Source organism: Yinghuangia aomiensis (assembly GCF_039542225.1).
In the GTDB taxonomy this organism is placed as follows: domain Bacteria; phylum Actinomycetota; class Actinomycetes; order Streptomycetales; family Streptomycetaceae; genus Yinghuangia; species Yinghuangia aomiensis.
Map to the genome: position 1 here is coordinate 209,088 of NZ_BAABHS010000003.1, position 20,798 is coordinate 229,885.

Sequence of the window (20,798 nt, forward strand, 5' to 3'; positions counted from 1 at the left end):
GAGCACCGGCAACGGCGGTACCGGCAAGCCGCGTCGCAGCGGCATGGCCGGACGGCTCGGCCGCGGCCGGCCGGCCAAACCCGCTCTGCCCACGCCTTCGCCCGCGCCACGCCGCGCGGGATGGAAACCCAAAGGCTCGCCGCAATCCCCCGTTTCCGGCGGCGGCCGCGCGACCCCGGGAGCGCCGGTCCGGCGCACCCCGCCGTCGCGTACGAACGGACCCCGCACCGGCCGACCCGACCCCGCGGGCGGCCCGGTGCCCGGCAGCACGACCGCGAAGCCCAAGGAACGCCGACGCATACCGCGGCAGTTCCTGCCCGGCGGCGCCGCCCGCGACGACGCCGCGCCCGGCGCCGACGAGCCGGGCGGCCCGGCACCCGACCGCAACGCCCGTCCCGAGCCACCCGGTTCGGGCGGCGGGTGGCAGTGGTCCGGGGGCGGGTACACCGCGGTGGACTACTTCATGTTGATCCCGGGGGCGGCCGTCGCCTGGTACGGCGGCCGGTTGGTCGAGCAATGCGCTGCGGAAGCGAGCGGTAGGACCGCGTTCTTCCTGTGGCTCATGATCGCGTTCTGGGTCACCGTCGCCACCGCCCGCTGGCCTGCGTTCCGCATGCTGCGCTGGGCGTGGGTGCTCGCCGGTGTCCTCGGCGCGGTCTGGACTCCCGGACGATGACGGGTAATTCACCGCCGTAGCAGGCTCACCGCCCCGAACGCCGGGGTAGGTCACCGCACACAGGGATCCACAGCGCTGGACCGGAGGGGAACCATGAACACGCTCGCCGCTGTTGTCGTCGCCGCACCCGAGGACACCACGTCGGTCGGTCAAGGGGTGACGATCGGCGTTCCGATCATCATCATTTTCATCCTCTTCTACCTGGTCACCCACAAAGGGTACAAAATGGCCGGTCTGATCCTTGCCTTCGTGGCCGGCGTGATGCTGTCCGGCACCGCGGCCGCCGGGTCGCTGTCGCAGCTCGTGGAGAACGTCGTCAACGCGGGGGTCAACGGCGTCACCGACGTGTTCAAGTAGCCGCCCGCCGCGCAGGCCGTGCGGCGGTCAGCCGCCGGCCGGACGCGGGGTGTGCCCGGGGCGTTCCATGTACATCGGATCGGGCGCGGCGAACCCGTACTTCGCGTACAGGCCGTGCGCGTCCGCGGTGTGCAGCATCCAGCGGAAGGCCCGGCCTTCGCCGTCCTCGACCATGGCCTGGACGAGCGCTTGGCCGAGGCCGTGGCCGCGTGTTTCCGGCAGCACGAACACGTCGGCGAGGTAGGCGAACGAGACGCCGTCGGACACCGCGCGGGCAAAGCCGACCAGCGCGCCGTCGCTGGTGCGGTAGGCGCCGACGACGCGCCATGAGGCGTTCAGTTGGCGTTCCAGATGCGCGCGTTCCCGCCAGGTGCCCCAGTAGGCGTCGGTGGAGAGGAACGCCCAGACCGCGTCCCGGTCGATGCGCGCCGGGTCGTCGTCGACCTCGAACGCGCCGTCCTTGCCCACGGTGATCCGCATGCCCCCGACCCTACGGCGCTTGCGGGGCCGGTGGCCCGGGTATTTCCGGCGTGGCGCCGGCGCCGGGGAGGGTGCGGGGGTCGGCTTCGCCGTCCGGTCCGAAGGCCCGGACCACCTCGATGGTGCCGGCGATGTGCATGTTGAACGCGTCGAGTTCCGCGGCGGGCACCCACAGCTCCAGGATCGTTTCGCCACCCGCCCGGCGGACCGGGTAGCGGGCCAGGAAGGCGCTGTCGACGGCGAACCGGGTGACGTAGCCGGCGCCGCTCGCCGGGACGTTCCAGTCGCGGGCGATGCGGACGGCGTAGTCCTCGTTGAGCACCGGGTAGAAGATCGGCTGCTCGGGGAGCCTCGGCGGCCAGGCACGCCAACCGGATGCGGCGACCAGGGCGAGTTCCTCGGGGCCGGTCGGGCGCCACAGGGTGGTCGTCGGGGGCGTGGGGGAGGGCATGGCCGTGCTCCTTGCCGGGCCCGGAGCGGGCGCCGGAACGGCGGTGGGAGCGGGGATTTTGCCGCATGAGGGTTTGCCGTGGCCAGATGTTTAATCGCGCTTGACGCCGAAGTGCCCGTGCGCGCAGGACGCTTCGGCCATAGTGACCGTGGTCCGGTGTGCAGTCGGGCCCGGGGGCAGACGACACGGAGGTGGGTTGTGGCAACCCGTCGGACCAAGGCGGACGCGTCTCCGGGCAGTGCGGCCGAGGTCGGCGAGGCCGACGGCGTCACCGCGGACGAGGACGGCACCGTGCGGAAGCGGCCTGTGGCCCGTCGGTGGCTGCGGCGTATCGCGCGCGGCACGGGTGCGGCGGTGCTGATGTCTCTGGTCGCGGTCGGGTTGGCGGACAACGCGGTCGCGGTGAACCCGGGGCTCGACCAGGTGACCGGTCACTTCCGCGGCATGGACCGCATCGTGCACTTCGTCCGGGACGGCCGGCAGCAGCCGCACACGCCGCGCCACCCGGGCACTCCGGGGAAGCCCAAGGCGCCGGGCAAGGGCGGCAAGTCGAACGGCAAGACGAGCGGCAAGCCGGGTGGAAAGTCCGGCGGGGCGAACACCGACCCGGGCAAGGCCGACGGCCACGGCCGACCGACGGACGGGCCTTCGGCACCGGCAGCCGCGCGGGTGTGAGGACGGCCGGCACCGGGCCTTGAGCCCGGTCCCGCAAAGCCCCTCCCGTGCGCGGCGCTCCCCGCGTCAGCCCGGTGACACCGCTGACAGCCCCCTGTCAGCGTCCCGTACGTGCCCTGTCAGCAGGTCGGGCGACGCTCGTCGCATGAAGACCGCATCGCTCACCGCCAAGGCCGCCGAAGCCGCCACCGGGACCGGGTCCGCCGCCGCGTTCGCCCGCTTCGTCGTGTGCGGCGGCGGGGTGACGCTGGCGGCGAGCGCGGTGCTGGTGCCCGCCTCGGCGGCCATGCCGTTCGCCGTCGCCAACGCGCTGGTGACCGTGGTGTCCACGGTCGTCACCACCGAGCTGCACGCGCGGGTGTCGTTCCGCAGCGCGGAGCGCGGCTGGCGGCCGCACCTCAAGTCGGCGCTGACCGTGCTGGCGAGTTTCCTGGTGACCACCGCGGCGATGCTCGGCCTGCACGCGTGGGCCGCGCACCCGGGGGTGCTCGCCGAACAGGCGACCTACCTGGGCGCGTGCGGGTTGGCCGGCATCGGCCGGTTCGCGGTGCTGCGGCTGCTGGTCTTCGCGCGGCCGCAGGCCGCGAAGGCCCCGCGACCCGCCGCGCAGCCGGAACTCGGCCGCGGCGGCGTCGCGATGGCGGCCTGAGCCGCGTGCCGGGAAAGGCCCGGTCGCGGCACGATGGCGGCCTGGGCCGAGTGCGCCGGGGAAGGCCTAGTCCCGGCTGGCCAGCGGCCCGCGCAGCAGGCGTCCGGGGAGGGCGCCGGTGTGCTCGCCGTCACGGAAGGCGACCTGGCCGCCGACCACCGTCGCGGGGATGCCGCGAGCGCGCTGCCGGAGCCGGTAAGCGCCGCCGGGGATGTCGTAGGCGACCACCGGCATCAGCGGCGCCACCGTCTCCGGGTCGATCACGTTCACATCCGCGGCCATGCCTTCGCGGAGCAGGCCCCGGTCGTGGAAGCCCCACGCGAGAGCGGGCGCGTAGGTGATCATCCGGATCGCCTCCTCCCACCCGAACGCGCCTTCCCCGCGCACCCAGTGCCCGAGCAGCAGCGTGTGCAGCGACGCGTCGGCCATCGAGCCGACGTGCGCGCCGTTGTCGGTGAAGGTCATGACCGCGCGCGGGTGCCGCATGACCGGCAGCAGGTCGGCGGGGTCGTCGCTCACCACCGCCTGGATGAACAGCTGGTGGAAGTCGGTCTCCAGCGCGAGGTCGAGGATCAGGTCGACCGGGCCGACGCCGCGCTCGGCGGCGACCTCGTTGACGGTGCGCAGCGGCGGCATCGGCCGGTCGTATACGCGCATGCGGTCGAAGTCCGGTTTGCGGGCTTCGGCGCCGATGGCGCGCCCGTAGGGGCCGTTCAGGGCGATTTCGACGAGCCGGGCGCGGGTTTCCGGGTCGCTGTACGCCTTGCGCTGCTCGTCGAGGGGGAGGGCGCGGATGTCGCTCCACAGCGGCAGCTTGTCGAATGCCGTTTTGGTGCGGAACGACGTGACGGTGTTGATGCCGCGGCTGTGGCTGAGCCCGTAGGCGACACCGCCGGCGTCGGCGATCGAGTCGAGCAGGCGCAGGCCGTGGAAGACGCCGTTGCGGCCGGAGACACCGAAGTTGAACGGGACGCCGGTCTCGGCGGCGAGCGTGCGGAGGCGGGCGAAGTACTCCTCGCGGACCTCGTCCGGGCCGCCCGCACCCGGCTCGTGGGTGATCTCGAAGACACCGGCGCCTTCCTCGGCGAGCACGCCGACCAGGCGGCGGACTTCGTCCCAGGACGCGAGGCGGGAGGCGACGGGGCGGCCGTCCGCGGTCTCGTGGTTGTCGTTGCGGGTCGTGGTGAAGCCGACCGCGCCCGCCCGCAGGCCCTCCCGCAGGACGGCTTCCATCTCGGCGAGTTCGGCGTCGGTGGCCGGGCCGTCGAAGGCGCGTTCGCCCATCGCCCAGGTGCGCAGCGCCGAGTGTCCGACCTGCGCGGCGTAGTTGACCGCCTTGGGAAGGGCGTCGACGGCGTCGAGGTACTCGGGGAAGGTCTCCCAGGTCCACGCGATGCCCTGCTCCATGGCGGCCGCGGAGATCTCCTCGGCGCGTTCCAGGTTGCGGGTGACCAGGTGGCGGGCGTCGGCGCGGGCCGGGGCGAGGGTGAAGCCGCAGTTGCCCATGACGACGGTGGTGACGCCGTGCCAGGCGGAGCAGCTGCCCTGCTCGTCCCAGAAGACCTGGGCGTCCATGTGTGTGTGGCCGTCGATGAAGCCGGGGGTGACCAGGTGCCCGGCGGCGTCGATCTCGTCGGTGCCCCGCTGCGACGCTTCCCGGGGGATGCGGCCGATGCGGGTGATCCGGCCGCCGGTGATGCCGACGTCGGCGCGGTAGCCGGGCAGGCCCGAGCCGTCGACGACGGTGCCGCCGCGGATGACGAGGTCGTACATGCGCTCCACCCTTCGTTAGCCAATGGCTAATGCGCACTGTCGCCCGGGCGGCCGACGAAGTCAAGAGCGGTTCGCGGCTTTCCGGACAGGGGGTCCGCGGCTCTTGACTTCTCGACCCCTTAGCCATTGGCTAAGGCCGCGGCGGCCGGTCGGTCCGTGCCGCCCGCAATGCCGTTTGGAGGCCGCCGTGAGCCGTGAACTCCCGTGGGTCGTCTCGGTCGACGACCATGTGGTGGAACCGCCGGACGTGTGGACGAGCCGCCTGCCCGCGAAGGACCGCGAGCGCGGGCCCCGCGTCGTGCGGGCCACCTGCCGCACGGAGTACGTCACCGCCAACACCGTGAAGTACCACTTCGGCGGCGACGGCCCGGAGACCGACTGGTGGGTCTATGAGGACCTGCGCAAGCCCGTCCCGCAGGTCGTGGCGTGCGTCGGCTTCCCGCGCGAGAGCCTGACCATGGAGCCCATCTCGTACGCCGACATGCGCCCGGGGTGCTACGACCCGGCCGCGCGGCTCGCCGACATGGACCTCAACCACACCGAGATGTCGCTGTGCTTCCCGACGTTCCCGCGCTTCTGCGGTCAGACGTTCCTGGAAGCCCAGGACCGCGACCTGGCCCTGGCCTGCGTGCGCGCCTACAACGACTGGATGGTCGAGGAGTGGTGCGGCGGGTCCGGCGGGCGGCTGCTGCCGCTGTGCCTCATCCCGCTGTGGGACCCGCAGCTGGCCGCCGACGAGGTACGGCGCAACGCGGCGCGCGGCTGCCGTGCCGTGGCTTTCACCGAGCTGCCCGCCAACCTCGGACTGCCGTCGATCCACGACCCGGCGCGGTACTGGGACCCGTTCTTCGCCGCATGCGACGAGACCGGGACGGTCGTGTGCATGCACATCGGGTCCAGCTCCCGCATGCCGGTGACCTCGCCCGACGCGCCGGAAGGCGTGCGCATGGCACTGACGTTCGCCAACGCGCAGTACTCGTTCGTGGACTGGCTGATGTCGGGTGCGCTCGCGCGCTTCCCGAAACTGAAGATCGCGTACTCGGAAGGGCAGATCGGCTGGATGCCGTTCGTCCTGGAGCGCGTCGACAACATCTTCCGGCACAGCCGCGCGTGGGCCGGGCTCGACCCGTCCATCACCGAACTCCCCAGCACGTACGCGGCCGGACGGGTGTTCGGCTGCTTCTTCGAGGACGACTTCGGCATCGCCTCGCGCGCCGCCGTCGGCCTCGACCGCATCACTTTCGAAACCGACTACCCGCACCAGGACAGCACCTGGCCGCGGACCCGCGAGATCCTCGAACGCATCGCCGCCGAGGTCGGGCCGGACGAGCTGTACGGGATCGCCCGCGGCAACGCGCTGGCCATGCTCGGCATGGAGGACCCCGCACGATGAGCACCACCGTCGCCACCCGCCTGATCGCCCGGCTGCGGGAGATCGGCATCGAGCACCTCTTCGGGGTGCCGGCCGACTACAACCTGGACTTCCTCGACCGGGTGTACGCGTCCGAACTCGCGTTCGTCGGCAACTGCAACGAACTCGGCGCCGCCTACGCCGCGGACGGCTACGCACGGCTCCGCGGCGCGGGCGCGCTGCTGACCACCTTCGGCGTCGGCGAACTCAGCGCCGTCAACGGCATCGGCGGCTCCTACGCCGAGTCCGTCCCGGTCGTGGAAATCGTCGGCGCGCCCTCGACACGTGTCACTGCCGCGGGCCTGCCGATGCACCACACCATGGCCGACGGCGACTTCGGCCGCTTCGAACGCCTGCACCAAGAAGTCACCTGCGACCGCGTCACGCTGACCGCCGAGAACGCCGCCGAGGAAATGGACCGGGTGCTGCGCGCCTGCTGGGAGCACAAGCGCCCGGTGCGCATCGCGCTGCCGACCGACCTGGTCGACGCTCCCGCGCCGGACCCCGACGAGCCGCTGCTGCCCGAGGCGCAGTCCCCGGACGCGCCGGTGCTGGAGGCGTTCCGCGCGGCGGCGTCCGTGCTGCTCGCGGACGCCGCCCGGGTCGCGGTCGTCGCCGACCACTTGGTGGAACGCCACGGCGCACACGAGGCGCTCGCCGACCTGGTCGCCGCCGGGCCGCTGCCCGCGGCGGCGATGAACATGGGCAAGGGCGTGCTCGACGAGAGCGCCGCGACCTTCGCGGGCATGTACATCGGCGCGGCCTCCGCGCCTGTCACCCGCCGCACGGTCGAGGAGGCGGACTGCCTCGTCGCGGTCGGCGTGCTCGTCACCGACGCCAACACCGGCGGCTTCACCCACGCTTTCCCGGAAGGACGCACGATCGAGGTGCAGCCGTACCGCACCAGGATCGGCCGAGCCGAATTCGGCGGTCTCCCCATGGCCGACGCGCTCGCGGTGCTCACCGACCTGGTCAAGGGCCGCGCCGCCGCGGAACTCCCGCAGCCGGCCCCGCGCGTTCCGGCCGCCGAGGCCGCGGAACTCACCCAGGCGGTGCTGTGGGACCGCGTCGCCGCGTTCGTGCGTGCCGGGGACGTGGTCGTGGCCGAACAAGGCACTGCCTTCTTCGGCATCGCCGACATGCGCATGCCCGCCGGGGTCAGCGTGGTGAGCCAGGTCCTGTGGTCGTCGATCGGCTACACCCTGCCCGCCGCGCTCGGCACCTGCCTGGCCGCGCCCGACCGGCGCACGCTGCTCGTCATCGGCGACGGATCGCTGCAGCTCACGGCGCAGGAGATCGGCACGTTCGCGCGTGCCGGAGCCGCTCCCGTGATCGTCGTGGTGAACAACGGCGGCTACACGATCGAACGCGCCATCCACCCGACGGACGCGCCGTACAACGACATCGCTCCCTGGCGGTACACCGACCTCCCGGCCGCGTTCGGCGCGGGCGACCGCGCGGTGTCCTTCCGCGCCGCCACCCCCGCCGAACTCGCCGCCGCCCTCGCCGAAGCCGAACGCGCCGACGGCCGCCTGGTGCTCATCGAAGCCGTCGTCGACCCCGAGGACTACCCCGGCCGGCTCGCCGCCATCGCCGCCAAGTACCGCACCCCTGCCGCCACCGGCGGTGCCGCATGACCGGCCCCCGCTTCGGCGGCCTCGCCGACCTGGCCCGCCCGCTGGCCGGCGACCTGCTGCGCCTGGCCACCGGCCGCGGCGGACCCGGCACCGGGCCGCTGAGCATCGAGGACGTGCGGGCCCTGGCCCGGAAACGCTCGTGCGCGCTGCCGTTCAGCTACGTCGACAGCGCCGCCGAGGACTCCACCACCCACCGCGCCAACCTGCGGGCCTTCGACGAGGTCACGCTGCGCCCGAACCTGCTCACCGACGTGCGCGAACGCGACCGCGGCATCAGGTTGTTCGGCCGCACGCTCGACTCGCCGGTGCTGCTGTCGCCGACCGGCATGCCCGGCATCCAGCACCCGGACGCCGAATTCGCGGGCGCGGGCGCGGCCCACGCCGCGGGCACGGTGTTCACGGTCAGCATGGCCTCCAGCCATTCGGTCACCGAGATCGCCGCGCGCTGCCCGGGGCCGCTGTGGTTCCAGCTCTACCCGTGGGGCAACCCGGACGACTTCACGCCCTACGTCGAACTCGCCCGGCGCGCCGGCTGCGAAGCACTCGTCGTCACCCTCGACACCCCCGTCGGCGGCAACCGCGAGGCGGACGTCCGCACCGGCTTCACCATGCCGCCCCGCATCACCCGCGCGAACGCCGGCGAAGTCCTGCGGCACCCCGTGCGGTTCGGCCGCTGGATGAAGACCCTGGCGAGCGGCCCCGGCATCCGCATGGGCAACATCGCCGAGACCGGCGCGACCGGCGGCATGAACGCGGTGCACCAGGCGACCAAGTTCGAGTCCAAGTTCGTGCCCGGCTTCTCGGCCGCCGAACTCGCCCTCGTCCGCGGCCTGTGGACCGGCCCGCTGCTCGTCAAGGGCATCACCACCGGCGAGCAGGCCCGCACCGCCCACGCGGCGGGCGTCGACGGCGTCATCGTGTCGAACCACGGCGGACGCCAGCTCGACGGCCTGCCCGCCGCGCTGCGCGCCCTCCCCGAGGTCGCGGCCGCCCTGCACGGCACCGGCGTGGAGATCCTGCTCGACGGCGGGATCCGGCGCGGCACCGACATCCTCAAGGCGCTGGCCCTCGGCGCGCGGGCCGTCATGATCGGCCGCCCCTGGGTGTGGGGCCTTGCGGCCGCCGGACGGCCGGGCGTCGACACCGTGCTGCGGATCCTGCACACCGAACTGGAACGCGACATGGCGCTCATGGGCATCCGCACCCTGGACGAACTCGGCCCGCACAGCGTGAACGTGCCCGCGGCGTGGGCGGCCCGCCCGGCCGGGGTGGCCGCGGCGGACCCGGAGCCCGCGTCCAGCACACTGGCGCCATGACAAACGACCCGCAGTCCCCGGCGCCCGCGCAGATCCTCGCGGCGGCGACCGAGCTGTTCCACGAACGCAGCCCGGCCGCGGTGTCGCTGCGCGAGATCGCGCGGCGGGCGGGCGTCAACTACGGGCTGATCCACCACTACTACGGGACCAAGGAGTCGGTGCTGGCCGCGGTCTTCCGCACGTCGGCGCAGCAGGGCGGCCGCCTGCTCGCCGACGCCCCGGACACCGACGCCGCGCTCGCCCGGCTCGCCCGCGATCCGCGCGCGTTCGCCCGCATGCTGGCCTGGGCGGTGCTGGACAGCGACACTTCGAAGGTGTTCGCCGAGGAGTCGCCCGCGATGCACCGGATCGGGGAGCTGATCGCGGCGGAATGGGCCGCGTCGCCCGGTCCGGCCGCGGGCCCCGACCCGATCCCGCCCGGGGAGGCCCCGCCCGGCGGCTTCGACCCGCGCGTGGTCGCCGCCACCTCGGTCATGACCGTGCTCGGCTGGAGCCTGTTCGCGCCCTACCTGCTGCCCGCCGCCGGCCTGCAGGACCGCGACCTCGACGACATCCGCTCCGAAGTCCTCGCCCTGCTGCACCGCACGATCGCGGCGACCGCCCCGGGCCAGGAACCACCACAGCAGGAGGATTGATGCGCGCTGCCATGCTCGAAGAGGCCAACGGCCGCCTGGTCGTCGGCGAAATAGCCGCCGCCGAGCCGGGACCCGGCGAGGTGCTGGTCGACACCGTCGCGGCCGGACTCTGCCACTCGGACATCCATCTCCTCGACGGGGCGATCCCGGTCGCCACGCCGTCGGTCGTCGGCCACGAGGCCTCGGGCATCGTCGCCGCCGTCGGCCCCGGCGTCACCCGCGTCGCGCCCGGCGACCACGTCGTGGCGTGCCTGTCGGTGTTCTGCGGCACCTGCGCGCTGTGCCTGCGCGGCGAGACGTGGCTGTGCCAGAACAAGCAGGCCGTGCAGCGCGCCGCGGGCGAGCCGCCGCGGCTGTCCCGGCCGGACGGCAGCGCCGTCGCCACCAACGCGGGCATCGGCGGCCTCGCCGAGCGCATGCTGCTGCACCAGAACGCCGTCGTCACCATCCGCAAGGACATGCCGCTGGACGTCGCCGCCATCATCGGCTGCGCGGTCACCACCGGCGTGGGGGCGGCCCTCAACACCGCCGACATCCGCGCGGGCGAGACCGTCGCGGTCATCGGCTGCGGCGGCATCGGCCTCAACATCGTGCAGGGCGCCCGGCTGCGCGGCGCGGGCCGCATCGTCGCGGTCGACCTGCTGCCCGCCAAGCGCGAACTCGCCCTCTCCGTGGGCGCGACCGACGCCGCCGACGGCGACCCGGCGGAGACGGTCGCGGCGCTGACCGGCGGCCTCGGCGCCGACCACGTGTTCGACGCGGTCGGCATCGCGGCCACCAACGCGCAGGCGCTGGCCATGACCCGGCCCGGCGGCTCGATGTACGTCGTCGGCATCGGCGGCATGGCCTCCAGCGTGTCCGTGCCCGGCTACGCGCTCTGGGGGCAGGGCAAGTCGGTGCGCGGCGTGCACATGGGCTCGAACAACTTCACCGTCGACATGCCGCGCTACGTCGAGCTGTACCTGCAGGGCCGCCTGCACCTCGACGAGCTGATCTCCCGCCGCATCACCCTCGACGAGGTCAACGACGGCTACGACGCCCTGCGCCGCGGCGACGTGGCCCGGTCGATCGTGGTGTTCCCGCAGAGCTGAGGACGGGGCTGCGGGGCGGGGCGGGGGCTCGACCGGCCCCGCTCCGCCGCGCGTCGTGCGGACGGGCACGGCCGCCAGGTTTGGCGGCCCCGGGATGCGGTCATTCGGGCTGGCGCCCCGCCCACCGCAACGTTCCGGAGCCCCCATGAAGATCATCGTGCTCGGCGCCACCGGCATGATCGGCAGCCGCATCGCCGTCGAGGCCCTCGCCCGCGGCCATCAGGTGACCGCGCTGAGCCGCCGCGGCGGCGGACCGGCCGGCCCGGGATCCGCCGCGGTCGCCGCCGACGTGTCCGACACCGAGCGCATGGCGGAGCTGGTCGCGGGCCACGACGCGGTGGCGTCGGCGCTCGTGCCGCCGCGGGACGGGAGCGACCCGGTCGTGCCCTACGTCGCCCTCAACGAGGCGCTCATCGCGGGCGTGCGCGAGTCCGGCGTCCGCCGGCTCGTGGTGACGAGCGGGGCGGGCAGCCTGCGGGACCCCGATTCCGGTACGGAACTGGTCGACCAGCCGGGGTTCCCCGCCGCGTACCGGCCCGAGGCGCTGGCGCACCGCGCGGTGCTCGCGCTCTACCGCACCGTCGACGACCTCGACTGGACGCTCGTCTCGCCCGCACCCGAGATCGCCCCCGGGGAACGCACCGGGAAGTACCGGATCGGCGGCGACGACCTGCTGCCCGGCGTCGGCCACCACACCCGCGTCAGCGCCGAGGATTTCGCGGTCGCGGTCCTCGACGAACTGGAGGGCGACGGCCACCCGCGCCGGCGGATCTCGGTCGCCGACCCGGTCGACTGACCGGTCAGCGCCAGGGCTCGACGAGGATCTTCGCGTGCGCCTCCGGGTTGCGCAGGTCCTCGAACGCCTGGGCACCGCCGTCCAGCCCGACCCGGCCGGTGACCAGCGGCGTCCCGTCGATGCGGCCTTCCGCGAGGTGGCGCAGCGTCTCCGCGAACTCGCCGGCGGTGTAGGCGACCGCGAACTGGACCTGCAGCTCCTTGGTGAGCCCGACGATCGGCAGGAAGTTGTCCGGCTCCATGCACGCGCCGACGACGACCACCTGCGCGCCGCGCGGCGCACCCGCCATGACCTGCTGGATCAGGCCCGGCACGCCGACGCACTCGAACACCACGGCGGGCCGCGACGAGGGCAGCCAGCCGAGCAGCGGCACGACGACCTCGGGCTGCACGGCGCCGCCTTCGGGCACCAGCGCGTCGGTCCAGCGCTCGTACGGCGACTCGACCGCGGGGTCGACCACCACGTCCGCGCCCATGGCCTCGGCGAGCCGGCGGCGGGCGGGGGAGAAGTCCGCCGCGACGACCGGCCCGATGCCGCGGACCTTGAGCGCCGCGATGACCGCGAGGCCGACCGGGCCGCAGCCGACGACCAGCGGCACCGCGCCGTCGTCCAGGCGGGCCATCGCGACCGCGTGCCAGCCGACCGCCATCGGCTCGGTGAGCGCGGCGAGTTCGGCGGACAGGCCGTTCGGCACCGGCAGCAGCAGGTTCTCGTTGAGCACCATGCGCTCGGCGAACGCGCCGTTCCGCAGCGGCGTGGTGCCGAGCATGGCGACGCCCCGCGACGCCGAGTAGGCGAGCGGGAGGCTGCACACCAGGGTTCCGGCGGCCAACGTGCGGTCGGTGCCCGGCCCGTGGTCCACGATCTCGGCGCAGAACTCGTGCCCGAACACCATGTCGGGGCCCGGGGTTTCCGCCTTGCCGGCGAGGTCGAGCAGGTGCAGGTCCGAGCCGCAGATCCCGGCGGCGCGCGGCGCCACGAGGACCTGGCCGGCATCCGGCTCCGGCTCGGCGATGTCGTCGACGACGAGGCCGCCGGACCGGAGGACGAGGGCGCGCATGGGGTCTCCCGTTCGGAGGCGGCGTCGGACGGCCGCAATGTAGGACGCATCCGATGGGGTTTCAAGGGTTGCGTCCACAGCGCGCCTCGACCCGCGCACGGCGTCCGGCGCGGCCGGGCCGGTGCGTCCGCCCGCGGTGCGAGACTGCCGACCATGAGCGAAGCCGCGGCGAAAGCCGACCTTCTCAGGTATCTGCAGGAAGCGCGCGACGCGCTGCTCTGGAAGCTCGACGGCCTCTCCGAATACGAGATCCGCCGCCCCCGCACGCCGACCGGAACCAACCTCCTCGGCCTGGTCAAGCACGTCTCCGCGGTGGAGATCGGCTACTTCGGCGACACCTTCGGCCGCCCCTTCGAAGACTCCGTGCCGCACTGGATGGCGCCGGACGCCGAACTCAACGCGGATATGTGGGCGGCCGCCGACGAATCCCGCGCCGACATCGAGGCCCTGTACCGGCGCGCGTGGGCGCACTCGAACGCGACGATCGGCGAACTCCCGCTGGACACCGTCGGCCGCGTCCCGTGGTGGAACCCCGAGAACGCCGAAGTGACCCTGCACCACATCGTCGTCCGGGTCCTCGCCGACACCCAGCGGCACGCCGGGCACGCCGACATCCTGCGCGAACTCCAGGACGGCTCGGCGGGCTGGCTGCCCGGCAAGGACGCGCTGGCGACGAGCGACCCGGACTGGTGGGCCGCGTACCGCGACCGCGTCGAGGCCGCCGCCCGGCAGGCCGAGGAGAACGAGACCGGCGGCACACCGCAATAGGGCACACCCCCGGGCCCGCACGGGGGCGGGCCCGGTGGGTTCAGCTGTCGCAAGGGGTGGGGCTACACCCACCCCACGTCGGTGTCTGGAGGCAATGTCCGCCGGCCCCCGCGCCAGAAGACTCGGTGTCGTGACGGAAACACGAACTCCGAGTCGAGGGGACGGGGTTGCAATGCAGCCGAGCAGGACCGGGCGGAACACCGCGACAGTACGGATGGCCCGATGGAGCGCCACGAATCCGTGGAAGGCCATCGGCATGTGGGTCGCTTTGGTGGTCATCTGCCTCGCGGCCGGCACCATGGCCGGAACGCACAAGGCCACCGCGTCGGACATGGGCGTCGGCGAGTCCGGCCGCGCCGACGAGATCTCCCGCCAGTTCGACCTGGTGAACCCCGCGTCGGAGAACGTCCTCATCACCGCCCAGGGCGGCGGAACGCTGGACAAGGCCGCCGCGCAGCGCGCCGCCGACCAGGTCACCGCGAAGCTCGAGGCGCTCCCCGAGGTGGCGAACGTCGGCACCGCGGTCACGTCGGCCGACGGCACCGCGCTCCTCGTCCCCGTCGACTACAAGGGCGACCCGGAGAAGGCGAAGGACCACGTCGACCCGCTGCTGTCCGCGGGCAAGGACGTCGCCAAGGACAACCCGCAGCTCCGCGTCGAATTCATGGGCGACGGCTCGGGTGCGAAGGGCATCGAGGAGCAGATCGGCAGCGACCTCGGCAAGGCCGAGATGTTCAGCCTCCCGGTCACCCTGGTCATCCTCATGATCGCGTTCGGCGCGCTGATCGCCGCCTCGGTGCCGATCGTGCTCGCGCTCACCGCGGTCGCCGCCTCGTTCGGCCTCTACGGGCTGGCCTCCGCGGTCTTCCCCGACCCGGGATCCGCACAGAACATCGTGATGATGATCGGCATGGCGGTCGGCGTCGACTACTCGCTGTTCTACGTCCGCCGCGAGCGCGAGGAACGCGCCAAGGGCCACGGCCGCATCGACGCCATCGAGATCGCCGCCCGCACCTCCGGCCACGCCGTCGTCGTCTCCGGGTTCGCGGTCGCCGTGTCCATGGCCGGCATGTACGTCGCCGACGACGCGATCTTCTCCGGCCTCGCCACCGCGGGCATCATCGTGGTCCTGGTCGCCATGGTCGGCTCGCTGACCGTGCTGCCCGCGCTGCTCGCCAAGCTCGGCAACAAGCTCGACCGTCCGCGCGTCCCCGTCCTGTGGCGTCTGACCGCCCGTCAGGACCGCGAGCCGCGCGTGTGGAAGGCCATGCTGCGGCCGGCCCTGAACCACCCGAAGGCCACCCTCGGCACCGCCGTGGTCCTGCTCGGCGCGCTGGCCCTGCCCGCGTTCGGCATGAAGCTGCAGAACACCGGGATCGACGACTTCCCGCGCGAGATGTCCGTGATGCAGACCTACGACCGGATGACCACCGCGTTCCCCGACAAGCACGCGGCCGACAACATCGTCGTGCTCGCCGCCCCCGGCAAGTCCGCCGAGACCCGCGCCGCGCTCGACCGGGCGCTCGGTCGGGTTGCCGCCCACCCGCTGTTCGTGCACGAGGCCGCCCAGGTCAAGACGTCCGCCGACGGCCGCGCGTTCGCGGTGGAGGTCACCGCGCCGTTCGGCTCGACGTCCGGCCAGGCCAAGGACGCTCTGTCGACGCTCCGCGACGACATCCTCCCCGGCACCGTGGGCAAGGTCTCCGGCGCCGAGTTCGCGGTCGGCGGCGAGACGGCAAGCAACCTCGACTACGCGGCGCACGTGAAGGACAAGCTGCCGCTCGTCATCGCGTTCGTGCTGCTGCTGACCTTCGTGATGATGGCCTTCACGTTCCGCTCGGTCGTCATCGCGCTCACCGCGATCGCGATCAACCTGCTGTCCGCGCTGGCGTCGTTCGGCCTGCTCGTCCTGGTCTTCCAGCACACCTGGGCGGAAGGGATCCTCGACTTCACGTCCAACGGCTCGGTGATCGCCTGGCTCCCGCTGTTCCTCTTCGTGGTGCTGTTCGGCCTGTCGATGGACTACCACGTCTTCGTCGTCAGCCGGATCCGCGAAGCCGCCCTCTCGGGCATGTCCACCCGCCAGGCCGTGGAACGCGGCATCACCGGCTCCGCGGGCGTCATCACCAGCGCCGCGATCGTCATGGTCTCGGTCTTCGCGGTCTTCGCGACGCTGAGCATGATGGACATGAAGCAGATGGGCGTCGGCCTCGCCGCCGCGGTCCTCATCGACGCGATCGTGGTCCGCATCGTCGTCCTGCCGTCGCTGATGGTCCTCCTGGGCCACCGCAACTGGTGGCCGTCGAAGATGCCGCGCGGCCTCCACACGGCGCCGGACACCCACCACGACACCCCCGCCCCGCAGGTGGCGCGCTCGGTCGGCTGACCGGGGAACGCCCCGGACGCGACCGGGCCGCGGAGACCTTTCGGTCACCGCGGCCCGGTCGCGTTTTCGCGTGGCCGGCGGGCGCGGGGTCCGCCGACGCGCCGGGCGCCTTCAGCTCGCCGCCTGCTTCACCAGGGCGGCGATGCGTGCCTCGTCGGCGGCGGTGAGCGTGGTCAGGGCGAAGGCGGTCGGCCACATCGAGCCGTCGTCGAGGTTGGCCGGGTCGTTGAAGCCGAGTGTGGCGTAGCGGGCCTTGAACTTGTCGGCGCTCTGGAAGAAGCAGACGATCTTGCCGTCCCTCGCGTACGCGGGCATCCCGTACCAGGTCTTCGGTGCCAGCTCCGGGGCGTTGGCCTTGACGATCGCGTGGATGCGCTCGGCCAGCACGCGGTCCGACTCGGGCATCTCGGCGATCTTGGCGAGGACGTCGGCCTCGGCGGCCGCCGCCTTCTCGGCGGCCGTACCGCGGCGGGCGGCCGCCCTCGCCTCCTTGGCGCGCTCCTTCATCGCCGCGCGTTCGTCGGCGGTGAAGTTCTCGGTCGTCTCGGCGGTGCGCTTGGTGGTCTTGCGGGCCTCGGCCATGGGGGTCTCCTTGCGGGTTGCTGCTTCGATTCTGCGGAGTGGATCAGCCGGGACGGTCGAACGCCGCGCCCCGGTTTCGGGCAGGCTGTCCGTCAGCTCCAGGCGCCGGCGATCTGCCGGGTGGTCGCGTTGAGCCGGTTGAACATGTTCGTGACGCCGATCATCAGCACGATCGCGGCCAGCTGCTTCTCGTCGAAGTGCGTCGCGGCGGCGTCCCAGACCTCGTCGTTCACCGCGTCCGGCCGGTCCGCCAGCCGCGTCGCGGACTCCGCCAGTTCCAGCGCGGCCCGCTCCGCCGGGCTGAAGTACGACGTCTCCCGCCAGGCCGCGACCGTCGCCAGCCGCTCGTCGCTCACCCCGGCCTTCCGCGCGGCCTTGGCCCCGGCGTCGACGCACGCGCTGCAGCCGTTGATCTGGCTGACCCGCAGGTGCACCAGCTCCAGCGTCTCGCCGTCCACTCCGCCGCCGTGCACGGCCTTGAAGATGTCCTGGATCGGCTGCATCGCGCCGGAGAGGACCATGGCCGGGTTCTTCATACGGGACTGCATCAGGGGTGCTCCTCGTCGGTGCGGCTCTCGCGTTTTCCGGGGCCGGCGGCTTGCCGTCCCGGGCATGGCTCCATCACAGCCCGTGGGGATTGCCAGGACGACGGCGATGGGACAGCCTGGGACACCCGGAACACCGCTGACCAGCGACGATCCGGTGCGAATCGGAGACCGCGGGGCGGGACAGGAAGGCCGGAACGGTGGCGGGACAGCAACACACGGACACGACCGACGCGGCCGACGAGCTGGCCGCGCGGCTGCGGCTGCTGCAGGAGCGCTCCGGCCTCGGCGTCCGCGCCCTCGCCCGGGAGACCGGCCTCAGCTCGTCGTCGCTGTCCCGCTACCTGGGTGGCCAGACCGTGGCCCCGTGGCCCGCCGTGATCGCGCTCTGCAAGCACACCCGCCGCGACCCGCGCCCGCTGCGCCCGTTGTGGGAACGCGCCGCGAACCCGCTGCCCGCACCCCCGAAGTCCAGCCGCCAGATGCACTTCCCGCCGCGCAACGACCTGCCGCGCGACGCCCCCGACTTCACCGGACGCGCCGACCAGCTCGCCGCCGTGCTGGCCGCCGTCGACGCGCACCGCGTGGTGGCCCTCGACGGCATGGCGGGCGTCGGCAAGACCTGCCTCGCCGTCCACGCCGCGCACCGGCTCGCCGCCGACTACCCCGACGCCCAGCTGTACGTCGACCTGCACGGCTTCACCGAAGGCCGCGACCCGCTCGACGCCGACTCGGCGCTGCGGTCGCTGCTCACCGCGCTCGACGTGCCGTCCGAGAAGGTGCCCCGGGAAGGCGTCGAGCAGCTCGCCGCGTGCTGGCGCGCGGAGCTGGCCCGGCGCCGGGCCGTCGTGGTGCTCGACAACGCCGCCGACGCCGAGCACGTCCGGCCGCTGCTGCCCGGGGCGGGCCCGTCCGTCGTCCTCGTCACCAGCCGCAACCGGCTCGTGGGCCTCGAGGAAGTGCCCCCGGTCTCACTCGACGTGCTGACCACGGAGGAGAGTGCCGAGCTCCTGGCCCGCGCCAGCGGCGACCCCGGCGCCGGCGGCCGCCTGGACCGCGAACCCGAGGCGGCCGCCGAAGTGCTGCGGCTGTGCGGGCACCTGCCGCTGGCCCTGCGGCTGGCCGCCGCCCGGCTGCGGCACCGGCCGGGCTGGACGGTCGGCATCCTCGTCGAACGCATGGCCGAAGGCGCGGACGAGTTCGACACCGCGTTCGCCATGTCGGTGCGCCAACTCGACCGCGCCCAAAGCCGCTTCTTCCGCCTGCTCGGACTGCTGCCCGGCACGTCGTTCGACGAATACCTGGCGGCGGCGCTGGCGGACGTCCCGCCGCGCACCGCCCGCGCCATCCTCGAAGACCTCCTCGACGCCCACCTCGTGCAGCAGCCGTCCGCCGGCCGGTACCGCATGCACGACCTCGTCCACCAGCACGCCCGCCGCGCCTCGGCCCACCAGGACACGCCCGCCGAGCAGCAGCGGGCCATCGGGCGCCTGCTCGACTACTACGTGCACGCGGCCGCGGCCGCCGACGCCGCCATGCCGTTCCTGAGCCGCGGCGAAGCCCCCGCCGCGGGCGGCGCCCCGGCGGGACTCCCGCCGTTCGCCGACAAGAACGCGGCCTTCGCCTGGTACGCCGCAGAGTACGAGAACCTCATCGCCGCCTTCGAGATCGCCCTCGCCACCGGTGCCGACGCGCACGCCTGCGAACTCCCGCGCTTCATGCGGGCCTTCTTCGCCCGCCGCTGCGGCACCACGCACCTGAACTTCCTCTTCGAGCGCTCCCTCGCCGCCGCCGAACGCCTCGGCGATCCGCGCCGCCGCGCCGAAATCCACAGCGACCTGGGCTTCGCCCGCTACAACGCGGGCCGGATGGCGGAGGCCCACGCCGAGTACCGGGCCGCCGCGGAGCTGCTCGGCGACGACCCCTGGATGCTGGCGGAACTCACCTTGCGCCGCGCCTACTTGACGTGGGACGAGGGCCAGGTGGACGCGCCGCTGGAACTGTTCCGCGAGGCCGGACGCCGCTACGCCGCCGCCGACTGCCCGGCAGGCGCAGCACACGCGACCGCCGCCGAGGCGTGGGCCACCCTTCAACTCGGCCACCGCGACGAAGCCGCCCGGCTGGCCCGCGAAACCCTCGCCGTCCCGCACACCGACCCGGCCTGGCCGCCCGCCCTGACCGCCCGGATCACCCTCGGCGTGGCCATCGCCCACGACCACCCCGACGAAGCCGCCGGACAACTCCACCAGGCCCTCGAACTCGCCCGCGCCGACGGGCACAAGCACAACGAGGCCTGGTGCCTCAACTGCCTCGGCGTCGCCCTGCGCCGCATGGGCCGCTACGACGAGGCCCTGGCCAGCCACCGGCAGGCCTTCGCCCTTCTCGACGAACTGTTCGAGGAGCACTGGAAGATCCACTTCCTGGACAGCTACGCGGAGACCTGCCGCGAAGCCGGGCTTCCTGAGATGGCGTTGGAACTGCACCGGGAAGCCCTCGAATTGGCGCCGAAGGTCGGCTTCCGCCAGAAGGAGGCCCTGGCCCACGAAGGAATCGCCGCGGTCCTGGCCGCGACCGATCCGGCGGCCGCGGCGGAGCACCGGGCCGCCGGGGAAGCGATCGTGCGGGAGCTTGGTGCGGGGGTGTAGGCGGTCGCGCGTGTGCCGGGCGCGTTCGTCCGGTTCGGGTGCCGCGGGGCGGTGACCTCGGCTTTCGGAACTCCGGTGTGGTGACATCGCGTCCGCGAAATGCCAGGCTCCCCTGATGGATCGCGACCACATCTCCCGCCTGGCCCATGCCCACCACCCCATCGCGGCGCCGCTCGACGACGCCGCGGTGCACCGGCTGCTGGAGAGCGGCATCACCCGCGAGGACGCGCGCGTGCTGGATCTCGGGTGCGGCGGGGGAGAGTGGCTGGTGCGCGTGCTCGACGCGTATCCGGATGTGCGGGCCGAAGGCGTCGACGTATCCGAGCCGTCCCTGGAACGGGCCCGAACGGCCGCCCGCGGCCGCGGAGTCGAGGACCGGCTCGTCCTCCACCACGCGGACGCCGCGGAGTTCACCACGGCCGAACCGTTCGACCTGGTGCTCAGCGTCGGCGCCGCGCACGCCTTCGGCGGCCTCCTCGAGACCCTCGCGGCCGCGCGCCGACACCTCGCCCCGCACGGCCGCGTCCTGATCGGCGACGGCTTCTGGGCCGCCGACCCCACCCCGGAAGCCGTGGACATGCTCGGCGCCCTCACCGACCTGCCGACCACCATCGACCGGGTGGTCAACGACGGGTGGACGCCGATCTACGGCCACGTCAGCACCCGCCACGAACTCGACGACTACGAGTGGTCCTGGACCGGGTCGCTGGCCTCCTGGGCCCTCGACCACCCCGACGACCCGTCCGGCCCCGACGCCCTCGCGGCCGCCACGGCGCACCGGACCGAATGGCTGCACACGTACCGGGAGGCCTTCGGCTTCATCACGCTGATACTGCGGCCCACGGTCGGCTGAGCGCGGTCAGGC

At 73.3% G+C, this 20,798-nt stretch carries 19 protein-coding genes and 1 pseudogene; 14 read left to right on the plus strand and 6 right to left on the minus strand.

From position 1 onward, the window contains the following. Positions 1-256: 256 nt before the first annotated feature. Positions 257-676, plus strand: coding sequence for a hypothetical protein (locus ABEA93_RS05320; protein ID WP_345674098.1), 420 nt, complete (start codon positions 257-259; stop codon positions 674-676). A 93-nt stretch (positions 677-769) separates the two neighbouring features. Further along, positions 770-1,033 (plus strand): hypothetical protein, encoded by a 264-nt coding sequence (locus tag ABEA93_RS05325; protein ID WP_345674099.1) that lies wholly within the window; start codon positions 770-772, stop codon positions 1,031-1,033. A 27-nt stretch (positions 1,034-1,060) separates the two neighbouring features. On the opposite strand, the gene ABEA93_RS05330 is transcribed toward ABEA93_RS05325, so the two are convergent. Together ABEA93_RS05330 and ABEA93_RS05335 are read right to left on the minus strand one after the other, a co-directional pair. Further along, positions 1,061-1,513 (minus strand): GNAT family N-acetyltransferase, encoded by a 453-nt coding sequence (locus ABEA93_RS05330; RefSeq protein WP_345674100.1) that lies wholly within the window; start codon positions 1,511-1,513, stop codon positions 1,061-1,063. 100 nt (positions 1,514-1,613) lie between these two features. Then, positions 1,614-1,964, minus strand: a pseudogene (locus ABEA93_RS05335) (ADP-ribosylation/crystallin J1); the annotation flags it as partial. A gap of 198 nt (positions 1,965-2,162) precedes the next feature. Here ABEA93_RS05335 and ABEA93_RS05340 point away from each other — a divergent pair. Both ABEA93_RS05340 and ABEA93_RS05345 read left to right on the plus strand, forming a co-directional pair. After that, positions 2,163-2,639: a hypothetical protein gene (locus ABEA93_RS05340; protein WP_345674101.1), complete on the plus strand. Its 477-nt coding sequence runs from the start codon at positions 2,163-2,165 to the stop codon at positions 2,637-2,639. A 145-nt stretch (positions 2,640-2,784) separates the two neighbouring features. Then, positions 2,785-3,288, plus strand: coding sequence for a GtrA family protein (locus ABEA93_RS05345; protein WP_345674102.1), 504 nt, complete (start codon positions 2,785-2,787; stop codon positions 3,286-3,288). A gap of 66 nt (positions 3,289-3,354) precedes the next feature. Here the strand turns inward: ABEA93_RS05345 and ABEA93_RS05350 are convergent, their stop codons facing one another. After that, positions 3,355-5,061, minus strand: coding sequence for an N-acyl-D-amino-acid deacylase family protein (locus ABEA93_RS05350; protein WP_345674103.1), 1,707 nt, complete (start codon positions 5,059-5,061; stop codon positions 3,355-3,357). Between the two features lie 187 nt (positions 5,062-5,248). Here ABEA93_RS05350 and ABEA93_RS05355 point away from each other — a divergent pair, with 187 nt between their 5' ends. From ABEA93_RS05355 to ABEA93_RS05380, 6 genes are all read left to right on the plus strand, one after another. Beyond that, positions 5,249-6,454: an amidohydrolase family protein gene (locus ABEA93_RS05355; RefSeq protein WP_345674104.1), complete on the plus strand. Its 1,206-nt coding sequence runs from the start codon at positions 5,249-5,251 to the stop codon at positions 6,452-6,454. Further along, positions 6,451-8,109 (plus strand): alpha-keto acid decarboxylase family protein, encoded by a 1,659-nt coding sequence (locus ABEA93_RS05360; RefSeq protein ID WP_345674105.1) that lies wholly within the window; start codon positions 6,451-6,453, stop codon positions 8,107-8,109. Before ABEA93_RS05355 ends, ABEA93_RS05360 begins: the two co-directional genes overlap by 4 nt. Then, the gene (locus tag ABEA93_RS05365) at positions 8,106-9,425 is read left to right on the plus strand and encodes an alpha-hydroxy acid oxidase (RefSeq protein ID WP_345674106.1); all 1,320 of its coding nucleotides are present in this window, start codon (positions 8,106-8,108) and stop codon (positions 9,423-9,425) included. The genes ABEA93_RS05360 and ABEA93_RS05365 overlap by 4 nt, the downstream gene beginning before the upstream one ends. After that, a complete protein-coding gene (locus ABEA93_RS05370; protein ID WP_345674107.1) occupies positions 9,422-10,060 on the plus strand; it encodes a TetR/AcrR family transcriptional regulator in 639 nt (212 codons plus the stop codon). Before ABEA93_RS05365 ends, ABEA93_RS05370 begins: the two co-directional genes overlap by 4 nt. Further along, on the plus strand, positions 10,060-11,151 hold the full coding sequence (locus ABEA93_RS05375; protein ID WP_345674108.1) for a Zn-dependent alcohol dehydrogenase: 1,092 nt from the start codon (positions 10,060-10,062) through the stop codon (positions 11,149-11,151). The genes ABEA93_RS05370 and ABEA93_RS05375 overlap by 1 nt, the downstream gene beginning before the upstream one ends. Before the next feature lie 145 nt (positions 11,152-11,296). Further along, the gene (locus ABEA93_RS05380) at positions 11,297-11,947 is read left to right on the plus strand and encodes an NAD(P)-dependent oxidoreductase (protein ID WP_345674109.1); all 651 of its coding nucleotides are present in this window, start codon (positions 11,297-11,299) and stop codon (positions 11,945-11,947) included. Positions 11,948-11,951: 4 nt separating this feature from the next. Here ABEA93_RS05380 and ABEA93_RS05385 read toward each other — a convergent pair whose 3' ends face one another. Beyond that, a complete protein-coding gene (locus ABEA93_RS05385; protein WP_345674110.1) occupies positions 11,952-13,007 on the minus strand; it encodes a zinc-binding dehydrogenase in 1,056 nt (351 codons plus the stop codon). Between the two features lie 153 nt (positions 13,008-13,160). On the opposite strand from ABEA93_RS05385, the gene ABEA93_RS05390 reads away from it, so the two are divergent. After that, positions 13,161-13,775, plus strand: a complete 615-nt coding sequence (locus tag ABEA93_RS05390; RefSeq protein WP_345674111.1) for a DinB family protein — start codon at positions 13,161-13,163, stop codon at positions 13,773-13,775. Between the two features lie 214 nt (positions 13,776-13,989). Continuing rightward, positions 13,990-16,161 carry an MMPL family transporter gene (locus ABEA93_RS05395; protein ID WP_345674112.1) on the plus strand — a complete coding sequence of 724 codons (2,172 nt, stop codon included), beginning with the start codon at positions 13,990-13,992 and terminating at the stop codon, positions 16,159-16,161. A gap of 111 nt (positions 16,162-16,272) precedes the next feature. On the opposite strand, the gene ABEA93_RS05400 is transcribed toward ABEA93_RS05395, so the two are convergent. Beyond that, entirely contained in the window at positions 16,273-16,743 is a 471-nt protein-coding gene (locus ABEA93_RS05400) for an iron chaperone (protein ID WP_345674113.1), read from the minus strand. A gap of 92 nt (positions 16,744-16,835) precedes the next feature. Then, positions 16,836-17,291 carry a carboxymuconolactone decarboxylase family protein gene (locus ABEA93_RS05405; protein ID WP_345674114.1) on the minus strand — a complete coding sequence of 152 codons (456 nt, stop codon included), beginning with the start codon at positions 17,289-17,291 and terminating at the stop codon, positions 16,836-16,838. 197 nt (positions 17,292-17,488) lie between these two features. Between ABEA93_RS05405 and ABEA93_RS05410 the strand changes: the two genes are divergently transcribed. Both ABEA93_RS05410 and ABEA93_RS05415 read left to right on the plus strand, forming a co-directional pair. Then, positions 17,489-19,933: an ATP-binding protein gene (locus ABEA93_RS05410; RefSeq protein WP_345674115.1), complete on the plus strand. Its 2,445-nt coding sequence runs from the start codon at positions 17,489-17,491 to the stop codon at positions 19,931-19,933. Between the two features lie 115 nt (positions 19,934-20,048). After that, positions 20,049-20,786 (plus strand): SAM-dependent methyltransferase, encoded by a 738-nt coding sequence (locus ABEA93_RS05415; protein WP_345674116.1) that lies wholly within the window; start codon positions 20,049-20,051, stop codon positions 20,784-20,786. Positions 20,787-20,798: the final 12 nt, after the last annotated feature.